This window comes from Klebsiella sp. JN_Kp122, from assembly GCF_040062085.1.
GTDB classification, from domain to species: Bacteria; Pseudomonadota; Gammaproteobacteria; order Enterobacterales; family Enterobacteriaceae; genus Klebsiella; species Klebsiella aerogenes.
In genome coordinates this window covers 61,015-81,865 of record NZ_JBEAHW010000023.1, presented here as the reverse complement: position 1 = coordinate 81,865, position 20,851 = coordinate 61,015, and the positions used below count along the sequence as shown (strand labels likewise).

Below are 20,851 nucleotides of genomic sequence, written 5' to 3'. Positions count from 1 at the left end.
CGGGGAAATTGCAAAACGGGGATGGGAAAAAAACAGGGCGAACAGGCGTAGGAGCCTGGGTTTAAAGCTGCTTGGGCTGCGGAGCCTCTCCTTTTTACCGCAACCGCAAGCAGCCTTCGGCTACACAGAGCACACCTCGTTCCAGTAGGCTTCGCGCGTCCAGCGCCGCTCAGTATGTTTTGTCATGGCGAAACCACCGGGTTTCCACGTTGCCGAGATCCACGCCATACAGGCTGGCGACCGGCAAGATCGCCTCCATCATCCGTTGACCATCTTGCTGCCCGGCTTCTCCGTTAGATAAAAAAGCCAGCCAGCCGGTAATCCGTTGCCACAGCGCTACTTTCATTTCTCCTCCATCGGTCGGGTTTGCGTTGTTGTTATTTCAACCACAATCGCCGACGGGCGGGAAATATCAATTCCGAATTTGTAATCCTGGAAGATGCATATTCGCCGCTGCGCTTCGGTGACTAACCCCTTCCTGTAAAAGCGATTTGATTAACAGCAATATCCCCATTTTTATTAAGAGATTTTGGTTATAGATAAGAATTTTTTCTTCTTTGCCGGACGAGGCGCTTTTGTGGGAGCGTGATAAACACAAAACAAAACAGGGATTCAGGGGAATGATGATGCATAAAACTTATACCAAAATCGCTTTTGCGCTGGGCGCGCTGCTGCTGACCGCCCAGGTTCAGGCCGACCAGTTAGCCGATATCAAAGCCGCCGGGGTGGTGAAGGTCGCCACCTTCGACGCTAACCCGCCGTTTGGTTCCGTGGATGCCAAAACCCATCAACTGGTGGGTTACGACGTCGATTTCGCGCAGGCGCTGGCGAAATCTCTTGGCGTCAAGCTTGAGCTGGTGGCCACTAACCCGGCTAACCGTATTCCTCTGCTGCAGTCCGGTAAGGCCGACCTGATCGTCGCCGATATCACCATTACCCCGGAGCGTGCGCAGGTCATTGATTTCTCAACGCCCTACTTTGTGACCGGCCAGCAGTTCCTGGTTCCGGCTAAGTCGCCGGATAAACTGGATGACTACAGCAAAGCGCGCATCGGCGCGGTAAAAGGCACCACCGGCGAACAGGCGCTGCACCAGCGCTTCCCGCAGTCGCGGGTGCTCTCCTATGACGATATTCCATTGGCGCTGACCGCCCTGCGAAACGGCAACGTGCAGGCGATAACCCAGGACAGCACCATTCTCGCCGGGCTGCTGGCGGGCGCGCCGGATAAAGCCAACTTTAAAATTCTGCCGGATTTGCTGAGCAAAGAAGAGATTGGCGTCGGTGTGAAAAAAGGCGAGCCGGCGCTGCTGAAAGCGGTGAACGACGAGCTGGTTAAGCTGGAAAAATCCGGCCAGGCGGCGAAAATCTACGACACCTGGTTTGGCCCTGGCACCGCCTCTCCGCAGCCGCGCGCCTTTACCATAGAAGCGAAATAACCCTGATGTTTTCCGCCTTATTTTCACGCTCCGCGGCTTCGGCCGCGGATTTCTCGCATCTGCAGCAGGCCAGTATTACCTTTCGCGACGTGGTTAAACGCTACGGCGATCATCAGGTACTAAACGGCGTTAATTTAACGGTCAATCCCGGCGAAGTGGTGGCGATCCTCGGGCCATCAGGATCGGGTAAATCAACGCTGATCCGCCTGATCAACCAGCTTGAATCCTTAAGCGGCGGCGAGATCCTCATCGATGGCAAACCGACCCGCCGCCTGACCGGCAGCGCGCTGCGCCAATTGCGCAGCCGGGTCGGCTTCGTTTTTCAGCAGTTCAATCTCTACGCTCACCTGACGGCGCAGGAGAATATTACCCTCGCGCTGGAGCGCGTGCACGGCTGGCAACACGATGCCGCCCAAAAGCGGGCGCTGGAATTACTCACCCAGGTCGGCCTCACGGATAAAGCGCGGCAGATGCCCGCTCAGCTCTCCGGCGGCCAACAGCAGCGCGTCGCCATCGCCCGCGCCCTTGCCTCCTCGCCGCAAATCATCCTGTTTGATGAACCAACCTCGGCGCTGGATCCGGAGATGATCGGCGAAGTGCTGCAGGTGATGAAAGCCCTGGCCCACAGCGGTATCACCATGGTGGTGGTCACTCACGAGATGCAGTTTGCCCGCGAAATCGCCGATCGGGTGGTGTTTATCGACGGTGGCGAAATCCTCGAAACCGCGCCGCCGGCGGAATTTTTCGCCCGCCCGCAGCATGCGCGTACCCGCCGTTTTCTGCAGAAGGTACTCGACCCGCTACATCAGGAGAGCGTTGAGTGATGGCGATTCTCGACTGGCATGGCGTGCTCAGCGGGCAGCCGCTGCAGTGGATTATCTCCGGTTTTCTCACTACCGTCTGGGTCAGCGTGGCCGGGATACTGCTGGCCACCGCGCTGGCGCTGCTACTGCTGGCGCTGCGTCTCGGCGGCGGACGCCCCGGCCGCTGGCTGGTGGCGGCGTGGGTATCGCTGTTTCGCAATACGCCGCTATTGGTCCAACTGCTGTTCTGGTACTTCGCCGCCTGGAACCTGCTGCCGCTGGCGGCGCGCGATTTTATCAACGACTCCCATAGCTGGTCGATTCTACCGGGCGACGTCTGGTGGCTGACGCCGGAATTTCTCTGCTCAATGTGGGGGCTCGGCGTATTTACCTCGGCATTTCTGGTGGAAGAGATTGCCGCCGGGTTGCGCGCCGTGAGCCACGGCCAGCGCGAAGCGGCGCTGTCGCAGGGATTTAGCCCGTGGGGGGAATTACGTTTTATTCTGCTGCCGCAGGGGCTGGCCAACGCCTGGCAGCCGATTGTCGGCCAGTACCTGAATCTGATGAAACTCTCTTCGCTGGCCAGCGGTATTGGCTTCGCCGAGCTCACCTACCAGGTACGGCAAATCGAGAGCTATAACGCCCATGCGCTGGAGGCCTTTGCTGTCGGCACCGCACTATATCTTGCGCTAGGGATCGTTATGGGACTGGCGCTGACGCGCTTCGGTCCAGGATATCGTCAGCCACGGAGCGCACAACATGAACGCTAACCTCGCGGTGATCGCCGACAACCTTGATTATCTGCTGTGGGGACGGCTGGCGGAAGGCCAACCCGGCGGCGTGGCGCTCACCTTACTGATGGCCATCGGCGCGACCGCGCTGGCGCTACCGGGCGGTATTCTGCTAGCCTGCGCCGCCTGGCGCTACGGCGGAGCGGTCCGTCGTCTGCTATTCCTGTGGGCGGAAATTATTCGCGGTATCCCGCTGATCTTCGTTATTTTCTGGCTGTGGTATCTGCTGCCGATGCTGACCGGCGGCGATCTGCCGGGCGCGGTAACGGTCACCCTGGCGCTGGCGTGGTTCACCGCCGCCTCGGTGATGCACTCGGTGCTGGCGGGGCTGCGCGCCCTGCCCGGCGGCCAGCATGAAGCGGCGCTGACGCAGGGCTTCACTCCTGGCCAGACGCTACGCTTAATCATGCTGCCGCAGGCGCTGCGCAACGTCCAGCCGTCGCTGGTCGGCATTTTTATCGGCCTGCTGAAGGACACCTCGCTGGCGTTTATCGTCAACGTGCCTGAACTCACTACCGTCGCCGGGCAGGTCAATAACCGGGTGCAAATCTACCCGCTGGCGATATTCGTCTTTACCGGCGCGGTTTACTATTTACTGTGCTGCGCCCTCAGCCAGCTGGCGAGCCGCCGTTTTACCAGGCGTAGCGCTGACAGGCGCTTCGCAGTCGATTGAGAAACAGCCGGGCATTGGCGGTGAGCGCCGATTTTTGCGACCACACCGCGCAATACTGCGCCGCCGGGAGCGTGGATACCGGCAGCGTGACCAGCTTTTCGCCAAGCTGCAGCGGCTGGTTCATGGCGCGCGCGACGATGGTCAAATAATCGGATTCCAGTACCATCTGCAAACCGACAATGACCGAGTCGGTGCGCAGCGGGGTAATCGACACCTGGCGATAAAAGTGAATCAGCTCGTTTTGTAACTGCTGGTAGTAGCCCATCGGCGACACCGGCAGCAGCCAGCGGGCTTTACGCAGCGCCAGCAGATCGCTCTCGTGCGCCAGCGGATGCCCCTTGCGCGCGATGACACAGAACGGCGCGGTAAACAGCGGTTCCAGCATCACCCCTTCCGGCGGATGCATCGGGTCGACCGATCCGATCGCCAAGTCTATCTCTCCGCTGCGGACGCCCGGCAGCAGCGACGAAAGCTGCCCCTCTTTCACCGTCATCTGCACCTGCGGCAGCGCCTGCTTAAACCCTTCGGCCACTTGAGGAAATACCGTCAGGGCAATCAACGACGAAAAGCCGACCGTCAGCCGACCGTGGGTGACATGGTTAATCTGTTCCACCTCATCCGCCGCGCGCCGCAGCTCCTCCAGCACCCACTCCGCGCGCTGTAAGAAAGCGATTCCCGCTTCGGTCAGGGCGACGCCTTCTTTACTGCGCAGAAAAAGTTGCGTACCGAGGATTTGCTCCAGCTCACGTAATGTCCGGCTCAGCGCCGGCTGCGATTGCCCCAGTTCACGCGCCGCCGAGCGGATGCTGCCGCTACGCGCCACCTGCCGTAGCGCCTGCAGCTGGTTTAATTTGGGAAGATATTTCACCGCTCACCCCTATCAGAAAAAAGCATCACCTATAGAAAAATTATATCTTCCCGCCGCGCGGGTAAAGCCTGAGGATGCAGTAGGGGATTCCCCCACGACAACACATGCAACCATGAGACACCGGGCGGAAAAAAATGAAAAGTCAGTCTCAGATGATCTTCTTACTGTTTATCGGCTACGTGGTCGTTTATATCGACAAAACCGTCACCGGCTTCGCGCTGCTGCCTATCGAAAAGGAGTTCGGGCTCAACGCCGAACAACTGGGCTACATTACCGGCATCTTTTTTCTCGCCTATTCGCTGTTTCAGGTGCCGGCGGGCTGGCTTAACGATCGCATTGGCTACAAAACGATGCTCGTGCTGTCGCTGGCGGCGCTGGGGATATTCGCGCTGTGCTTTGGCCTGCTGGGAGCGAGCTTCGGCCTGCTGCTGCTGTTCCGCTTTCTGTCAGGCGTCGGCCATTCAGGCTATCCCTGCTCCTGCGCCAAGGCGGTGGTAAGCAACTTCACTCTGGAACAACGTACCTTCGCCCAATCGATATTGCTGTCGTCAGCGGGACTGGCGATGACCATTGGGCCGATTATCGCCGTTAACGCACTGGCGCAGCTCGGCTGGCATCTGTCGTTCACCGTACTGGGGATCGTGGCCTGCGCCATCGCCCTGCTGATCGCCCTGCGCGTGCCGCGCCGGCAACCGACGGCGGTGGTCGCGAAACAGAGCGCCGCCGGCGCCGCCCTGTGGCGTAACCCCACGGTAATCCTGCTCTTTCTGGCTATCTTTTGCGTCAATATTCCCAGCTATGGCCTGATGGCCTGGCTGCCGAAGTTTTTTGTTCAGAGTATGGGAATGTCGCTTTCTGCATCCGGCTACGTGGTGGCCGCGGGGGGGCTGGGGATCTGGATCTCATCGCTCGGTACCGGCTGGCTGGTGGGCAAATATTTTCTTAATCGCGAACCGCTGGTGATTGCCATCAGCGCGCTAATCAGCGCCGTGGCGATCTTCGCCATCTTCCACGCCCGGACGCCGCTTATCGCCAGCCTGCTGCTGTTTATCGGCGAAATTTTCCTGATGTCGACCTTCGTCACCGCCTTTACCCTGCCGATGAAGCGCCTGCCGGAAAATATGATGGGCTCGGCCATCGGTCTGATTAATACCGGTGGTACCCTCGGCGGCTTTGTCTCGCCGATCGTCATTGGCTATCTGGTGGAGAAAACCCACGGTTACGCCAGCGCTTTCCTGTTTCTTTCACTGGCGATGGTTTGCTCCGCGCTGGCGGTGCTGCCGCTCATGAAACGTAAAACCGTCGTCAGTCAGCCCGTTATTGATTGAAGGAGTCACTGATGCAACACGCCACTGAACAATTCATTTCCGCCGCGGCCGAGGAAGCGCTGCGCTGGCGTCGGCATATCCACGCCCATCCGGATCTGTCGTTTAACGAGAAGCCGACCGCCGATTATATCGCCCGCGAGCTGGCGCCGTTTGCCGGTCTAGAGATAAGCCGCCCGCTGGAAAATAGCGTGATTGCCGTACTGCGCGGCGCGCATCCTGGGCCAATGTGGGCGCTGCGCGCCGATATCGATGCCCTGCCGCTACAGGAAGAGAGCGGTGAAGCATTCTGCTCAACGAAGCCCGGCGTAATGCACGCCTGCGGTCACGACGCGCATACCGCGATGCTGATGGGGGCGGCGAAAGTCTTGTGCCAGCTTCGCGAACAGCTGCACGGCAGCATTAAATTCATCTTCCAGCCTGCGGAAGAGGTGCCGCCGGGCGGCGCACGTGAGCTGGTTGAACTGGGCGTGGTTGACGACGTCGAACATATTTTCGGCCTGCATGTTTTCCCCACCAGCCCGGTTGGCGTGATAACCCTGAAAGAGGGTGTGTACGTCGCCTCCAGCGATAACTTTGATATCACCATTCGCGGCAAAGGCGGCCACGGTTCGATGCCACAGCACTGTATCGATCCGGTGACCATCGGCGCGGAAGTGGTCGGCGCGCTGCAGCAGATCGTCGCCCGCAATATCGATCCGGGCAACGCGCCGGTGCTGACTATCGCCACTTTTCAGGCCGGCGATAGCTATAACGTGATCCCCGACAGCGCGCGGCTGGCCGGGACGCTGCGTACCCATAGCCAGCAGGTGCGCGAGGCGGTACCGCCGCTGATGGCACGGATTATCGACGGCATCACCGCCGCCCACGGCGCCAGCTACGAGATTAAATGGCAGCAGGGCTATGCGGTGGGCAACAACCACGACGCCACCAATCATATCGCCCGCGAAGCCATAGCCCGCCATTTCCCGGCAGGTACGCTGCAGCTGCAGGATAAGGCGCTATTCGGCAGCGAGGATTTCTCCTCCTACCAGGAGAAAATCCCCGGTACCTTTCTGTTTATCGGCTGCGGCAATGCGCAAAAAGGGGCGACGTGGAACGTGCACAACCCGCATTTTCGCATCGACGAAGATGCGCTGGCGGTCGGCATTAAGACCCATATCGCGCTGGTGAGTGAGTTGCTGAACGAGGAATAATTCAGGCGATTGCCCGGCTATTTCACCGGGCAATCATTGCTGATTTTAATAAATTTCTCGTTATAGATAATGTAGTGGTTGCCGGGCTTACGCAGCGACGGCTGGCGAACGACATCGCCGGGGCGCAGATACCAGGCGTCACCCTCCTCTTCCGTGGTGTCGCATCCCGGTTTTATCAGCAGCTTAAACCAGGTATTGCCGGTATTACTGACGCTCCCCGCCGCTTTATCGAACGCCCATTTAAACTGAACCTGCCGCGGGCGTACCACCAGAATGGTATCCATCACCACCACCGGCTCCATGCTGATCTGCCCGCCCGCCGGGGCGCGCATCACCAGGTTGCGGGTGGGAATTTCACGAAACGAGACCCGATAGTAGCGTTCGCGGTTATCCTTCGGCCCGTGATAATAGAACTTAAAATATTCGCTTTCACCCGCCTGCAGCGTCAGCTGGCGCGGGGCGAACAGCAGTTCGCCGTCCGCCGGGCGGGCACGAACCTCATGGCCGCCGGGCCGGTCGATACCCACCACCGACACCCGATATAGCCGCGCGCTTTTATTGTTGTTAATCACCCTTTTCGCCGCAAACTCAGCGTCAGAGGCCAGCGAAAAGGTCAGATTACCGACAGAAATCGCCTGCGCCAGCGGCGCGGCCAGCAGCCACAGGCTCGCCAGCGTCAGCTTAATTAATGTTACGCCACGTCGCCTGGACATGAATCTCTCCTGAAGCGCTGACCTCGCCAAACCAGCCGTTGTCGGTGATGGTGCGCAGCGAGATAGGATCGTCCATGGCAATCGAAAAGCGCACCGTTGTTTTATCCATCTGCCCCACATCGCCGGAAATATCAGTCCACGGCGTGGTCAGCCATAGCGCATCGGTCATGTCGTGCCAGCTATTGTCGCAGCCGGCGTCGTAACTTTTCGTCGCCCCGCTTTGGGTAATGAAAGAGAGCGACGCCGGGAATGGCACCTGCGCGGTACCGTCCGCCGAGCTGAACAGGCAATACGAGCGCCCGCTAATCGCCTGTGACGGGCCGGTAACTTTAATCAACACCTCATCGGCGGCGGTTTTGCCGCTGGTGGTGACGATGTAGCCGAAATCCAGCGCCGGTTCGCCGCTGCCGACGTAACCCTCACGTGACGGCGCCGAAGTGTACTCATCGGAGATAATGCTGATGCTGAAATCACGCGGTTTGATAATTAACGTATTCGAAGTAGAAAACTCATACCAACCTGACTCTGGTGAAGTCGTATTCTGAAAACGGAAGTTAAACAAATCTTTAGTGTTAATGTCGCTTATACCCAACGCCACCATCTGCTTAAAGAAGTTGCTCGAGAAAAAGACGTAGATCGCATCCGAACTCTTCATTTCGTTGAACGTGTAGTAATAAGCCGTATTGCTCACCGGTTTCCACGAGCTGCCGTTGAGACTGAACTGCATATCGTACGCCCCGACGGCCGACGCCAGCGATGAGTTAGCGATTGCCGGGAAGATATGTATCGAGGTATTGCTCAAGCCATTGGTTTGCAAATTATAGTTGACCATTTTGCAGCTTAAACCCGCACGGCTACCAATAGTCTGCGTCTGGCAATCGGCATTGCCTTCGCCCAGCGTCGGTACGCCATCGCTGTTAATAAATACTTCTGCCAGAGAGTGGGTGTTGATGAGCCTGAGATTCGCCGCTTTGGTGTGAGTAACGTTACGGACGTACCAGTTACCTGATGCCTGATCTTTACAGCGCTGGCCGAGGCTTGCATCGTAAGCCACGGATGTCTGACAGGCATTAATGGTCATCGTAAAGCTACCGCCAACCGGCATCTGTTGTAGATACTGATAGAAAGCATCAGACATCATGCCGTGCATCCACTTAGCGCCGCCGCTGGTTACCGTCGCGCCATAAAAACCGCTAGCGTCGGTAGTCTGCGGCTGAATCAGGCTGGTCGCCATATCGCAGCCGCCATACCAGTTAATACAGCGTAGCCCCAGCAGCGGATGGGATACCGGGGAATTTTCCAGCCACATGTCGAACTTCCAGTTTGCATTGAGCCCGGTGTTATAGCCGTTATCGATATAACCCAGGCTCTGCTGATAAATCGTGCCTGATCCGTTGTATTTTAAACCCGTCCAGCGGTTTGCACCGGTCATACGCGGATCCAACGCGCCGCCAGGGGTGACGAAGAAGTTATCATCAGAGTTGTTTTCAACGAAGACGAATTCGCGCGCTGGCGCATCGCTCCAGGTGGTTTTCGAGATCGCGGCATAAGTTTGCGATATCGACAGTTCCGCGAGCATCGCTACCATCAGAGCTAGCCACTTAGCTTTCATTACCTTCTCCTGTCTGCTGCACCGCCGCCCATGAAGAGAGACCGCTGCATACTACGTCCCCTACCCACACCGCGCCGCGCGCCTGGCTGAGCTCCAGCGCCACTTCACAGGTTTTATTTCCGCCGTAGCTAAAATCAATGGTGGGATATTTTTTATCGACATCCATGACAAATTCACCGTTCTCATCGGTGCGGGTGCGCCCGATATGGTTATTAATGCGCGCGTTCGCCAGCAGCGTGCCGTCTTCGGCGCGGATGCGCCCGGAGACGGTGACCATTTGCTTCACTTCCGGCTCGATCACCGCCACGTTACCGGGATAAAGCGTCAGGTGACTCTTACGACCGCTGACAATGTCGTAGCTGTCGATCGAGTTTTTACTGTTCTGCAGTTCGACTTCATAGCGGCTGTACGGCGACAGCGGCAGGTAGTTGCGTTTACCGCTGAGCTGCACGATGCGCCCGTTAACCTTAGCGCTGAGCTTGCCGTCGTCTTCCAGCCCGGTATTGAAGATCACTCCGGCGTTGCCGTCGGTTCGCCCGCTGGCGGCGATATTTTTCCCCTGCCAGCCGACGCTGCCGCTGGCGGTCAGGTTGGTGTTCACGTAGCCGTCGGCGCCGCTGTTGACGTTCAGCGTGCCGTTGGTGTAGCGCGTTTCGAACTGCGTATAAGCGCCGCCGCTTAAGGTTTTGTCGTCGCCGGTATCGCCGGAAATCGCCCGCGAAATATTGGCGCCGACGGTTCGAATCGCCCCTTCATTAAACTGCTTACGCGCCGAAATGTTGGCCATGGTATAGCCGTTCTGATGGGTCATCCCGGCGCTGAACCAGTTGCCCAGCGGCAGTGATAAATCGAGGGCGATATATTTCCCGGTGTTGGCGTTGCTATCGCCGTTGTTATAACGCTGTAAGCCCGCGCGCAGGCCTAGCGAGCCAAAAGAGCCGCTATAAATCGTCTGGTAATAATCCGCCGTGTAGTAATGGCTGTTGTAGCGGCGGTCATCGTTGTAGCTGATGCTAAAAGTGCCTAGTTTTGACCACAGGGCGTTCAGGTTCAGCGTGCCGCCGATCGCCCGGTTGTCGGCATCGCTGCGGCGCAGCTTATCGCCGATAACGGTCTTTTCCTGGTTAATCCACAGCGAGCTAAAGCCGCCGGGTAAGGTGGCGCTGACGCTGCCGATGCTGCTCCAGGAGCTGTCGCTGGCCAGCATGTTTTGCAGGTTGATATTCACCGCCTCGGTCAGCGGCAGCGTGATGCGCGTTTCGCCGACGGCATTGTTATCATAACCGTAGCCGGTGGCCGCCCAACTGAGCGTGCTCAACGATCCGGAAGCCGATGCCCCCGCCAGCCAGCTCTCTTTCGCCGGCTGCGTCTTTTTACCGCTTTCCGACCAGCGGTCCATATGGAAACTGCCGCCCCAGATTTGCCAGGCCAGCGGCGCGCCCACGCCGCGTCCGCGAGTAAACAGCTTGTTGACGCGTTGGGTGCGTTTGCTGACCACTCGTCCGTTGACGATAACTTCGACGTCAACGTCGTAAATACCGTACGGCAGGCCTCGGGTATCAACTTCATGATTCCCCATGACGAAGTTCTGCACGCTTAACAGGCGCCCGTCACGCATCAGGTGGACCTCGCCTGCCGCCGGTAAGAATGCCACCACCGGCGTCGCCGACTGGCTGTTATCAAATACCGTCGAGCTGGCCTGGTTGCCCCACGACGCGCCGTAGATTTTACCGGCCGAAATCGCGGTCATCGGCCCCAGCGATTGTAAGTTCCAGGTATCCAGCATTCCGCCGGCAAAACGGTGCCCGGCGAAGTCGCGCTCGTACATCGCTTTATACAGTTCGTTGTCCTGGTGGCTGGTGCCGATGCCGTACAGCGAGCCGTCGAGCACCACGTGATGCTCGCGCAGCGCGCTAACGCTATTGAGTGACAGATAGCTGGAGGTATTACTGCCACCGCTACGCATCTGGTTGTTGTAGACCCCGAGGTTGTAGGTAAGGTTATTACTGAAACTTTTAACGCTCGACTGGCCAATATCCTCGCTGCGCGACCGCAGCACGGTTCCCAGCGCCTCACGTTTCACCACCAGTTGCAACAGCAACTGGCGCAGACTAAGTTGTAACTGCGCAGCATCGGTTAAGGGGATCTTCAGCGCGTCGTTGAAAGCCTCATTGGATAAACGACTGAGCTGTTGACGTGTCTCGTCGCTGACGCGAGCGTTGTCATCGCCCTCTTCAAGGGTGATTTGCCGAACCCGCAGCACGTCGCCATCAAGCCAGATATACGCGGCGCCGATACGCTGATCGTTCTGATTATCGCGGCTGCCTTCAAGATGAATAAACAGAGGAATGCTCATGCCGTCCTGCAAAGCCTGGCTGAAAGCCTGCGGGATAATCACGCCGCCGATTTGCTGCACGCGCTCGGCGGCCATGCTGTCGCTATAAGGCGCCAGCAAAAGAACCATGCCGGAGGCAAGCAGCGCGTTCAGTCCAGGGGTGATCCGTCGTAAAGGCATAGTCTTAATCCATCAGCACACATGTCTATTTCACGGGAACAAACTGCTCGCCCTGCCAGAGCGCGACCCGTCCTTTTTTGTCAGCAATATTGACGCGCGTGAAGCGACGCGATTTCCCCGGCATCAGGTAGTAATTTTCTTTGCACTCTTTGCCATCGGCGATTTTCAGACACGGGCCGTAGGCGATGATGCGCAGGGTGGCGTTACCGGTATTGGTCAGTGTGTCGCCGGCAAACTGGTAGCGAAAATTAGCCTGACGCGGCGCCACCACCAGAATGGTGCCGATGCGGGCTGAAGCGGTGGCCACCGCGCTGCGCTGGGAGCCATTGCGCTGGGCATCGCTTAAGGCCTGATCGAACCAGACAATGCGGTAGTAGCGCTCTTTATCATCCGCCGGGCCTTTGTAGAAAAAGCGCACCACTTCACTGGCCTTTGCGGGCAATAACAAGCTGGCGGGGGTCAACAGGACTTCATCCTGTTTATCCATCGGGATCACTTTGCCGCCATCCAGCGGTGAAGAGAGACGTTCCAGATGAATGTTGATTAAGCGGCCGCTGTCGGTGGTATTTTTAATCTCTTTACTCAGCGTGCTGCTGCCGCTGTTCATAAAGGAAGAGATATCGCCGACATCCAGCGCCAGCGCGGGATTCGCCAATCCCAGCAGCAGGCCAATGGCCAGAAGATGTTTTTTCATAAGCGTTCAGTCCATGAAGAGGCAGGGGTATTCCCCCTGCCCGGTGCTACGAGAAAATCAGCTGGTCCAGGTTGCGTCGAACTGCACGCTCACGTCACCGCTCCAGATCCCTTCCGGCAGCGTGCTGTAATCGGTTACCGCGGTGGTGCCGTCGGTGGTACCGCTGATGATGGAGAAGTTAAAGCCGTCCTGCGCGGTGGTGCGGCCTGCGGTGTTGTAGCCGTTAGACAGCGCGCTGAGGTTGCCGCCCAGTACGCCGTTAGCGGTGTCGATCATGATGGTGTCAGCACTCTTTTCTACCGCGGCGCCGTTATAATCCACGCCCACGCTCAGCGTTGAGCCGGAGGTATCCAGCTGAGTCAGAGTGTTAGTAATAAGACGTGAAGTCAGTTTGAAGGCAGTCGCCGTGGTATCGCCTTCAACAGCAACATCAAACAGACCTTTTTGTGAGTTAAAGCCTTTAATCCCTTCGGCATACTGGAAAGCCAGGCTGCCAAGCGGGGTAACAACCAGTTTGCTGGAGGTGTCTTTTTTCGCGGTTGCAGACCAGGTAGCAACGGCCTGAGCAGTGACATCAGCAGCCTGAGCAACACCCATTCCAGCAAACGCCGTTACCAGAGCAATAGCAATAACCTTTTTTTTCATAGCTTTTTCATCCTGAGTTTAATTAAGGACAAGTCGTCCCGGTGTACCACTAAATAAACGTTACATAACTAATTTATAAATTTTTGAATACAGCTTGGCCTCAGCATTTCGCCGATGGGTATAAATAGTTTTCACACTGCAATTTTCAATTCTGGCTATAGATTTCGGATGCATTCCCTGGGCCGTCATTCTGATCACCGTCATTTCCCGGTCAGTAATTTTTTCTTTCTTAATATCTTTACGCAGAAACCGACCATTAATTACATAGGCCAGATCTTTTCTTATATCGCGCGCGAGGTCGACATACACCACGCCGCGAATATCACCGTTGTAATACCAATAATTGGCTAACGCTTCTGACTTTCTCGCGGCAATCAGAATGATTTGTTTGCCCTTGGCCTTGGCTAACCAGTCGTTGTCATAGCGAATAAAGTAATTTAATGCATTGGTACTCAGATTGATAAACAAAAAGTCCTTACATATTTTATCCAGTGACAAATAAATAAGTTCTTCAATATCTAAGATGAGTTCCGACAAGCCTTTTAAAAAATAAGTATCATGTGCTGGCCAAATACACTTATCAAGGGAGCATTGATCGTCCATATACTGTTTATCCTCTTCATCCTGGAATACTACCTTTCACCCCATCGCCGATAGCCAGGCCTGCAGAGATTAAACCTGCAAATTACCCCTGTTTAAATTAGTCATAATAAAACACCAGCGGCATTATTTAATCATTAATAATGTCGAAATTATTTATCGATTTATATTTTTTTGTTGGATTCAAATTTAGGTTTTTTCTGATTAAGTGTCAACAAGCAGGATGTGAAGCTAATTCTCATTTATGTCAATTTTTTGCTTTTTGCAGAAATCCTATTTTTTGCTCAAAAACAAAAAACATTTAATTTCATGTGGTTATTGATCGAAAATTCCTACAATCCGAATCGATTATTATATCATCCAGGATCATAACCCTAATTCATTAGGAATATTCTTAATGGATGAGATAAATGAAGTTGCGAAAAATCTTAATAACACATAAAAGTAAGAAGATAATACCGCAAAATAGCCATTTACAAGACGATCCGCCCAATCATAAGCTGCGTGAATGGTTTTAAGCACCGCACAAAATGCCTAAACATAAACATAAAAACCGCTTGCAGAGGACTATTAGTCCCATGAAAGAATGATATCTAAGAGAATGAGATTAGTTCTCATATTTCTTTCTTATTTGCTCTCATTTTCATTAGTGTAGACCATCACGCTATGATTGCCGCTGGCATGTTTCTTTTACCTTGCAGGTAAGCGTTTCATCACGCTTTCATTATTTTTTCGCCTTACCGTCATCGAAAGTTCACACAAAACGCGATTAATAGTGACCAGTTTATGACGAACCAGGACACTCTTATGAACAGCTCTCTTGCCGCGGTGGCGGAAACCGAATTTTCGCTAATTACGCCCATCGCCCCAACCCGGCAGCGGAAAGTCTTAAGCGTGCGCAACCTGAGTAAATCTTATAATGCGCAGCAAACCGTGCTCGATAACATCAGCTTTGACCTCCATGCCGGCGAGCGGGTGGGCGTGATTGGCCGCTCGGGAGCCGGGAAATCCACACTGCTGCATGTCCTGAACGGCACTCATAGCGCCACCGGCGGTGAAATACTCAGCTTTCCGGAAGTGGGTATGCCCCATGATGTTTCACGCCTGAAAGGACGCGCGCTCAATGCCTGGCGCAGCGAATGCGGCATGATTTTCCAGGACTTCTGCCTTGTGCCGCGCCTTGATGTGCTGACTAACGTACTGCTCGGCCGCCTGAGTCAAACCTCAACCCTGAAGTCGCTGTTTAAGGTTTTCCCCGACGCCGACCGGGCGCGCGCGATTTCCCTTCTCGAGTGGATGAACATGTTGCCGCACGCCCTACAGCGGGCGGAAAACCTCTCCGGCGGCCAGATGCAGCGCGTAGCAATTTGCCGTGCGCTGATGCAAAACCCCGGGATCCTGCTGGCGGATGAACCCGTCGCCTCGCTCGATCCCAAAAACACCCAGCGCATCATGAATGTACTGCGGGAAATCAGCGACCAGGGGATTAGCGTGATGGTCAACCTGCATTCGGTCGAACTGGTCAAAGAGTACTGCACCCGGGTCATTGGCGTCGCCAAAGGCCGCATCATTTTCGACGATCATCCGGCACAGCTAACTCAGGATGTCCTGCATCGGTTGTACGGCGATGAAATTAGCCAATTGCATTAATTTCCTTTAGTTAAAAACACACAGGCAAAATAATGAACAAACACATTAATGGCGCAGTTCGTTTATCCGCAGCAATCGCAGCTCTGTTACTGACGTGGCAAGCGAGCGCCGCTGAACAGCCGAAGGAATTAAATCTGGGGATCCTCGGCGGTCAAAACGCCACGCAGCAAATTGGCGATAACCAGTGCGTGAAACAGTTCCTTGATAAAGAGCTGAAGGTCGATACCAAATTACGTAACTCATCCGATTATTCTGGCGTCATTCAGGGACTGCTGGGCGGGAAAGTCGATGTCGTATTAAGTATGTCGCCTTCTTCTTATGCCTCGGTCTATATCAATAACCCGAAAGCCGTCGATATTGTCGGTATCGCCGTTGACGATAAAGATCAATCCCGCGGCTACCACTCGGTGGTCATCGTCAAAGCTGACAGCCCGTATAAAACGCTGGACGATTTAAAAGGCAAAGCTTTTGGCTTCGCCGACCCGGATTCCACTTCCGGTTATTTAATTCCAAACCACGCCTTTAAACAGAAATTCGGCGGCGACGCGGATAACAAATACAATAACTTCTTCTCCAGCGTGACCTTCTCCGGCGGCCACGAACAGGACATTCTCGGCGTGCTGAACGGCCAGTTTGCCGGCGCGGTCACCTGGACCTCGATGGTCGGCGACTACAACAGCGGCTACAGCGTGGGCGCTTTCAATCGCCTGATTCGCATGGATCATCCGGATCTGATGAAGCAAATCCGGATTATCTGGCAATCGCCGCTGATCCCGAACGGCCCGATCCTCGTTAGCAATGCGCTGCCAGCGGACTTCAAAGCCAAAGTCGTCACCGCGCTTAAAAAACTGGATACCGACGATCACGCCTGTTTCGTGAAAGCGATGGGCGGTACTCAGCACATCGGCCCGGGCAGCGTGGCCGATTTCCAGCAGATCATCGATATGAAACGCGAGCTGGTTAGCGCGCGTTAATCCCGCACCGATGCCGCCGTCCGCGACGCAATGCGGACGGCGGCGCTACGTTAAAGACCTTTTCGCCGCATGAATAATACCCATACCGAATTTGAACGTTATTACCAGCAGGTCAGGACACGGCAAAAGCGCGATACCTTCGGCTGGTCGTTGGTGCTGCTGGCGCTCTACTTTGCCGCCGGGCACGCCGCCGAGTTTAATCTGCCCACTATCTGGCGCTCGTTGCCAAACTTTCTCGACTATATGTTCGAGACGCTGCCGACGCTGCATCCGGGCGTTCTGTTAGCCGATTCACATACCAAAGGCTCGCTGGCGTACTGGGGCTATCGCCTGCCAATTCAGCTACCGCTGATTTGGGAGACGCTGCAGCTGGCGCTGGCCTCCACGCTGGTGGCGGTCGCGGTAGCGACAATACTGGCTTTCCTCGCCGCCAATAATGCCTGGTCACCCGCGCCGCTACGCTTCGCCGTTCGCGTGCTGGTGGCCTTTTTACGCACCATGCCTGAGCTGGCCTGGGCGGTCATTTTCGTCATGGCGTTCGGTATCGGCGCGATCCCCGGTTTTCTGGCGCTGATGCTGCATACGGTCGGCAGCCTGACCAAACTGTTCTATGAAGCGGTGGAAAGCGCGCAGGATAAACCGGTGCGCGGGCTGGCGGCCTGCGGGGCATCGGCGCTGCAGAAGGTGCGCTTTGCCCTGTGGCCGCAGGTGAAACCGATTTTTCTCTCCTACGGTTTTATGCGCCTTGAGATCAACTTCCGCTCATCCACCATTCTTGGCCTGGTAGGGGCCGGCGGGATCGGCCAGGAGCTGATGACCAACATTAAGCTCGATCGTTACGATCAGGTCAGCATGACGCTGCTGCTGATCATTATTGTGGTGTCGCTGCTGGATATGCTTTCCGGCCGCCTGCGCCAGTGGGTTCTGGAGGGGAAAAAATGAGCCAATGGCAACATCAACCGGATATCGCCGCCAGCCGCCGCCAGCATCAGGCGCTGTATAAGACCCAGGGGCGATACCTGCGCTATGTCGGCCTGCTGGCGCTGGCGAGCGTACTTTATTACGTCTGGTTCTTTATGCAGTTCGGTATTAGTAGCGAACAACTGGCGACCGGTCTACAGCAGATGGGGCGCTATCTGCTGCGGATGTTTGTCTGGCACGACTTCTGGAACTGGCCGTTTGCCTATTACTTCACGCAAATCGCCATTACGCTTGCCATCGTCTTCGCCGGGACGATTACCGCGACGGTCATCGCGCTGTTGCTGTCATTCCTGGCGGCGCGCAATATTATGCGCGGCGTGATTCCCGGCATTATCGCCGTGTTGATGCGCCGCTTGTTTGACATGCTGCGCGGTATCGATATGGCTATCTGGGGTCTGATTTTCGTGCGCGCCGTAGGGCTCGGGCCGCTGGCGGGGGTACTGGCGATTATTATGCAGGATACCGGCCTGCTGGGCCGCCTGTATGCTGAAGGCCACGAGGCGGTAGACCGTTCGCCGGGCCGCGGCCTCACCGCCGTCGGCGCTAATGGTCTGCAGAAACACCGCTTCGGCATTTTCACCCAGTCGTTCCCGACTTTCCTGGCGCTGAGTTTATATCAGATTGAATCCAACACCCGTTCCGCCGCGGTATTAGGTTTTGTCGGCGCGGGGGGGATTGGCCTCATTTACGCGGAAAATATGCGTTTGTGGAACTGGGATGTGGTGATGTTTATTACCCTGTTGCTGGTCGCGGTGGTCATGGTGATGGACACCCTCTCCGCCTGGCTGCGCCGCCGTTACATCGGCGGCAGCGTAGTGCCGTTGTATCAAAGTCAGCAATAACCCCTCTCCCCGGTGGCGCTACGCTTACCGGGGTTACCAATCAGGGAAAACGTCTTTTTATTCGAGGCGCCACGCCAGCACCGGCCAGCCGTGCCGGGCGTTGGCTGCCAGCAGTTGCGGACAGGGATTGACCAACCGCACGCGATCCGCATGCAGGCACAGGGGCAGGTCGTTTATCGAATCGGTATAAAAAGTGACTTCGCCAGTATAGTCAGGATGCGCCTCGCGCCACTGCGCAAGGCGCGTCACTTTACCCTGCTGATAGCTCGGGGTACCGGCAATCACACCGCTGTAGCCGCCATCCGCCATTTCAACATCAATACCCAACGCCTGTTCAATCCCCAGCTCGGCGGCTATCGCCTGCACCAGCAGCGTCACCGAGGCGGAGATCACCAACATTTTTTCCCCTCGCGCCTGTAAGGTACGAATAACGTCCCATGCCTGCGGGTAGACCCGCGGCAACACCTTTTCGCGCACAAACCGCGCCACCAGCGTATCCACCTGCGTCTGCGGGATGCCGATCAGCGGCGCCTGAATCAGCGCAACATAATCGGCGATATTCATTTCCCCGCGGTCGTAATCCGCCATCAGCTGCGCCTCGCGCGCCAGATATTCCGGATCGCTCACCCAGCCTTCGCGCACCATAAACTGGCTCCACAGCGTACTACTGTCCCCTTTAATCAGGGTGTTATCCAGATCGAAAATCGTCACAGCATTAGACATCGGTCATTTTCCATAATCAGTAATATAAGCCTGCGAGAGCATGTATAAAGAAGATGACAGGAGCATGATCCGCCAGCGCTTTCAGCCCACCCCGCCAAAGCACATCGCCAGCAGCACCAGTAGCAATAGTAGCGGGTAGATCCGCACGTGCCAGCGATCGGGGAGTTTTGCCAACCAGCGCGATGCGCCCCGCAATCCCAACCAGCTCCCGGCCACCAGCAGCCCGGCCGCCAGCCACCAGATATTACCGATGAAACCGGAGGGCAGCGCCGCCATCGGCGCCATCAGCAGCCACGTCAGGCTGGCGGTCGCCGCCAGCGGCAGCGTCAGCAGGTTGGCCATTGCCGCGGCCTGCGCCATCGTCGCGCCACGCCGGCGCATCAGCGGCACGGTCATCACGCTGCCGCCAACGCCAAGGAAGGCGGCAATCAGGCCAATCCCGCCGCCAAGGATAGTCTCGCGCCCTGCACTCGACGGTGCGCAAGCCGTCGACCGCGCCATAAAGCCGGGGCGAACGTAGCAATCCACGATGGTCACCGCCAGGTACAAAATGAACAGCCAGCGGATCCACTCGCCGTTGACCCTCAGCGCCAGCGCCGCGCCGGCAATACCGCCGATGGCGATGCCGCCAAGTATCGGCAGCAGGGAGCGCCAGTGAACCGTTCCGGCGCGCAGGTGGCGGCCGCTTGCCAACAGCGACGTGCACAGCATCACCAGCGCCGACGTCGCTACCGCTATTTGCATCGCCTGACCGCCTACTGCGCCCTGATGGCTCAGCAAGAGGTAAAGCAGCGGCACGGTAACAAAGCCGCCGCCGAAGCCAAACAGCCAGGTGGTTACCCCGGACAACAGTCCGCAAACAAAAAGCCCAAATATCATATACCGTTCCTCCATTCAGGGAGGTAACGATATAGAATAGCGGAATGGCTGACTTACGATTAAAAGCCAATATATTACGATTTTCAGCCAGGAGAGTACGCATGCGCAATATCGCGATTAATGATGTCGATCATCTGCCGCGCCGGGTATTAGGCCTGGGTAGCGATTATCCGCCTGACACCCTTTTACCGCGCCATCATCACCGGCGAGCGCAGTTTCTCTATGCCGTGAATGGCTTGATGAAAGTCGAAACCGATGACGGTCAGTGGCTGGTGCCGCCGTTCAGCGGCGTATGGATACCCGCTAACAAACCGCATCGCGTCTGGATGCCGGGCGTGAGCACCCATAGTCTGTATATCGAACCGCAGGACGCGCCGCGCGCCGGGGTACGCTGCGAAGTATTGCAGGTTTCGCCGCTGCTACATCAACTGCTATTGGCCGCCTGCCAGTTGCCGCTGTTGTATGAAGAGAGCGGACATGATGCGGCGCTTATCGCCCTATTACTGTTTGAACTGCAGGCCGCCCCGCCGCTGCCGATGTTTACGCCGCTACCGCAACATCCGCGGCTGGCTGAACTATGCAGCGCGTTTCTCCGCCAGCCGGAGATTCACAGTACGCCGGAGCTGTGGGCCCAAAAGATGAGTCAAAGCCTGCGTACCTTCAACCGCCGCTTTTTGCAGGAGACCGGGATGGCGTTTCGCGACTGGCGTCATAAAGCCTGCCTGATGTACGCTCTCACCGCCCTGCGAGAAGGACGAAGCATTACCGACGTGGCGTTAAGCCTTGGCTATGAGCATCCGGCGGCATTTACCGCCATGTTCCGCAAAGCGATGGGCTATGCGCCAGCCTCTTTTATCCGCCATCTTAAAGGAGGCACGCCTGTCTCTCGCGTCAGATAAATAAGAACATCCTGATTCTGGCCTGTTATATT

The 20,851-nt window shown here is 56.4% G+C and carries 21 protein-coding genes; 11 read left to right on the top strand and 10 right to left on the bottom strand.

Annotated features, from left to right (window positions below; all coding sequences use genetic code 11):
- Positions 1 to 169 precede the first annotated feature (169 nt).
- Positions 170 to 346 carry a hypothetical protein gene (locus tag ABLU78_RS11165; protein ID WP_015368101.1) on the bottom strand — a complete coding sequence of 59 codons (177 nt, stop codon included), beginning with the start codon at positions 344 to 346 and terminating at the stop codon, positions 170 to 172.
- Between the two features lie 277 nt (positions 347 to 623).
- Between ABLU78_RS11165 and ABLU78_RS11160 the strand changes: the two genes are divergently transcribed.
- Genes ABLU78_RS11160 through ABLU78_RS11145 form a run of 4 tightly spaced genes read left to right on the top strand, consistent with a single transcriptional unit; the run spans position 624 to position 3,703 of the window.
- Complete coding sequence (locus tag ABLU78_RS11160) at positions 624 to 1,436, top strand: ABC transporter substrate-binding protein (RefSeq protein WP_161799902.1); 813 nt, start codon at positions 624 to 626, stop codon at positions 1,434 to 1,436.
- Positions 1,437 to 1,441: 5 nt separating this feature from the next.
- Complete coding sequence (locus tag ABLU78_RS11155) at positions 1,442 to 2,260, top strand: amino acid ABC transporter ATP-binding protein (RefSeq protein WP_032707519.1); 819 nt, start codon at positions 1,442 to 1,444, stop codon at positions 2,258 to 2,260.
- Complete coding sequence (locus ABLU78_RS11150) at positions 2,257 to 3,009, top strand: amino acid ABC transporter permease (protein WP_162866943.1); 753 nt, start codon at positions 2,257 to 2,259, stop codon at positions 3,007 to 3,009. Before ABLU78_RS11155 ends, ABLU78_RS11150 begins: the two co-directional genes overlap by 4 nt.
- Positions 2,999 to 3,703, top strand: coding sequence for an amino acid ABC transporter permease (locus ABLU78_RS11145; protein ID WP_045388475.1), 705 nt, complete (start codon positions 2,999 to 3,001; stop codon positions 3,701 to 3,703). The genes ABLU78_RS11150 and ABLU78_RS11145 overlap by 11 nt, the downstream gene beginning before the upstream one ends.
- Here the strand turns inward: ABLU78_RS11145 and ABLU78_RS11140 are convergent.
- Positions 3,663 to 4,571, bottom strand: coding sequence for a LysR substrate-binding domain-containing protein (locus ABLU78_RS11140; RefSeq protein ID WP_032707516.1), 909 nt, complete (start codon positions 4,569 to 4,571; stop codon positions 3,663 to 3,665). The two genes, ABLU78_RS11145 and ABLU78_RS11140, sit on opposite strands and share 41 nt — an antisense overlap.
- A 134-nt stretch (positions 4,572 to 4,705) precedes the next feature.
- Here ABLU78_RS11140 and ABLU78_RS11135 point away from each other — a divergent pair, with 134 nt between their 5' ends.
- The gene (locus ABLU78_RS11135) at positions 4,706 to 5,899 is read left to right on the top strand and encodes an MFS transporter (RefSeq protein ID WP_048228407.1); all 1,194 of its coding nucleotides are present in this window, start codon (positions 4,706 to 4,708) and stop codon (positions 5,897 to 5,899) included.
- 11 nt (positions 5,900 to 5,910) lie between these two features.
- On the top strand, positions 5,911 to 7,092 hold the full coding sequence (locus tag ABLU78_RS11130) for an amidohydrolase (protein ID WP_045388467.1): 1,182 nt from the start codon (positions 5,911 to 5,913) through the stop codon (positions 7,090 to 7,092).
- A 17-nt stretch (positions 7,093 to 7,109) separates the two neighbouring features.
- On the opposite strand, the gene ABLU78_RS11125 is transcribed toward ABLU78_RS11130, so the two are convergent.
- Genes ABLU78_RS11125 through ABLU78_RS11100 form a run of 6 tightly spaced genes read right to left on the bottom strand, consistent with a single transcriptional unit; the run spans position 7,110 to position 13,874 of the window.
- Positions 7,110 to 7,805, bottom strand: a complete 696-nt coding sequence (locus ABLU78_RS11125) for a fimbria/pilus periplasmic chaperone (RefSeq protein ID WP_015704522.1) — start codon at positions 7,803 to 7,805, stop codon at positions 7,110 to 7,112.
- Positions 7,774 to 9,393: a hypothetical protein gene (locus ABLU78_RS11120; protein ID WP_047052842.1), complete on the bottom strand. Its 1,620-nt coding sequence runs from the start codon at positions 9,391 to 9,393 to the stop codon at positions 7,774 to 7,776. The genes ABLU78_RS11125 and ABLU78_RS11120 overlap by 32 nt, the downstream gene beginning before the upstream one ends.
- A 13-nt stretch (positions 9,394 to 9,406) precedes the next feature.
- On the bottom strand, positions 9,407 to 11,932 hold the full coding sequence (locus tag ABLU78_RS11115; protein WP_048228406.1) for a fimbrial biogenesis outer membrane usher protein: 2,526 nt from the start codon (positions 11,930 to 11,932) through the stop codon (positions 9,407 to 9,409).
- Between the two features lie 25 nt (positions 11,933 to 11,957).
- Positions 11,958 to 12,626 carry a hypothetical protein gene (locus ABLU78_RS11110; protein ID WP_015368090.1) on the bottom strand — a complete coding sequence of 223 codons (669 nt, stop codon included), beginning with the start codon at positions 12,624 to 12,626 and terminating at the stop codon, positions 11,958 to 11,960.
- A gap of 57 nt (positions 12,627 to 12,683) precedes the next feature.
- On the bottom strand, positions 12,684 to 13,271 hold the full coding sequence (locus ABLU78_RS11105; protein WP_015704519.1) for a common pilus major fimbrillin subunit EcpA: 588 nt from the start codon (positions 13,269 to 13,271) through the stop codon (positions 12,684 to 12,686).
- Between the two features lie 60 nt (positions 13,272 to 13,331).
- A complete protein-coding gene (locus tag ABLU78_RS11100) occupies positions 13,332 to 13,874 on the bottom strand; it encodes a helix-turn-helix transcriptional regulator (protein WP_015704518.1) in 543 nt (180 codons plus the stop codon).
- Positions 13,875 to 14,678: 804 nt separating this feature from the next.
- Here ABLU78_RS11100 and phnC point away from each other — a divergent pair.
- The 4 genes from phnC (at position 14,679) to phnE (ABLU78_RS11080) (ending at position 18,318) form a co-directional block, all read left to right on the top strand.
- A complete protein-coding gene (gene phnC / locus ABLU78_RS11095) occupies positions 14,679 to 15,521 on the top strand; it encodes a phosphonate ABC transporter ATP-binding protein (protein WP_048228404.1) in 843 nt (280 codons plus the stop codon).
- Positions 15,522 to 15,553: 32 nt separating this feature from the next.
- Positions 15,554 to 16,495, top strand: coding sequence for a phosphonate ABC transporter substrate-binding protein (gene phnD / locus ABLU78_RS11090; RefSeq protein ID WP_015368085.1), 942 nt, complete (start codon positions 15,554 to 15,556; stop codon positions 16,493 to 16,495).
- A 69-nt stretch (positions 16,496 to 16,564) separates the two neighbouring features.
- Entirely contained in the window at positions 16,565 to 17,437 is an 873-nt protein-coding gene (gene phnE / locus ABLU78_RS11085; protein ID WP_015368084.1) for a phosphonate ABC transporter, permease protein PhnE, read from the top strand.
- Positions 17,434 to 18,318, top strand: a complete 885-nt coding sequence (gene phnE / locus ABLU78_RS11080) for a phosphonate ABC transporter, permease protein PhnE (RefSeq protein ID WP_045388453.1) — start codon at positions 17,434 to 17,436, stop codon at positions 18,316 to 18,318. The genes phnE (ABLU78_RS11085) and phnE (ABLU78_RS11080) overlap by 4 nt, the downstream gene beginning before the upstream one ends.
- A gap of 57 nt (positions 18,319 to 18,375) precedes the next feature.
- Here the strand turns inward: phnE (ABLU78_RS11080) and ABLU78_RS11075 are convergent, their stop codons facing one another.
- Together ABLU78_RS11075 and ABLU78_RS11070 are read right to left on the bottom strand one after the other, a co-directional pair.
- The gene (locus ABLU78_RS11075; RefSeq protein ID WP_045388450.1) at positions 18,376 to 19,041 is read right to left on the bottom strand and encodes an HAD family hydrolase; all 666 of its coding nucleotides are present in this window, start codon (positions 19,039 to 19,041) and stop codon (positions 18,376 to 18,378) included.
- Between the two features lie 81 nt (positions 19,042 to 19,122).
- Positions 19,123 to 19,920 (bottom strand): sulfite exporter TauE/SafE family protein, encoded by a 798-nt coding sequence (locus tag ABLU78_RS11070; RefSeq protein ID WP_048228403.1) that lies wholly within the window; start codon positions 19,918 to 19,920, stop codon positions 19,123 to 19,125.
- Positions 19,921 to 20,021: 101 nt separating this feature from the next.
- On the opposite strand from ABLU78_RS11070, the gene ABLU78_RS11065 reads away from it, so the two are divergent.
- A complete protein-coding gene (locus ABLU78_RS11065) occupies positions 20,022 to 20,819 on the top strand; it encodes a helix-turn-helix transcriptional regulator (RefSeq protein ID WP_015368080.1) in 798 nt (265 codons plus the stop codon).
- Positions 20,820 to 20,851: the final 32 nt, after the last annotated feature.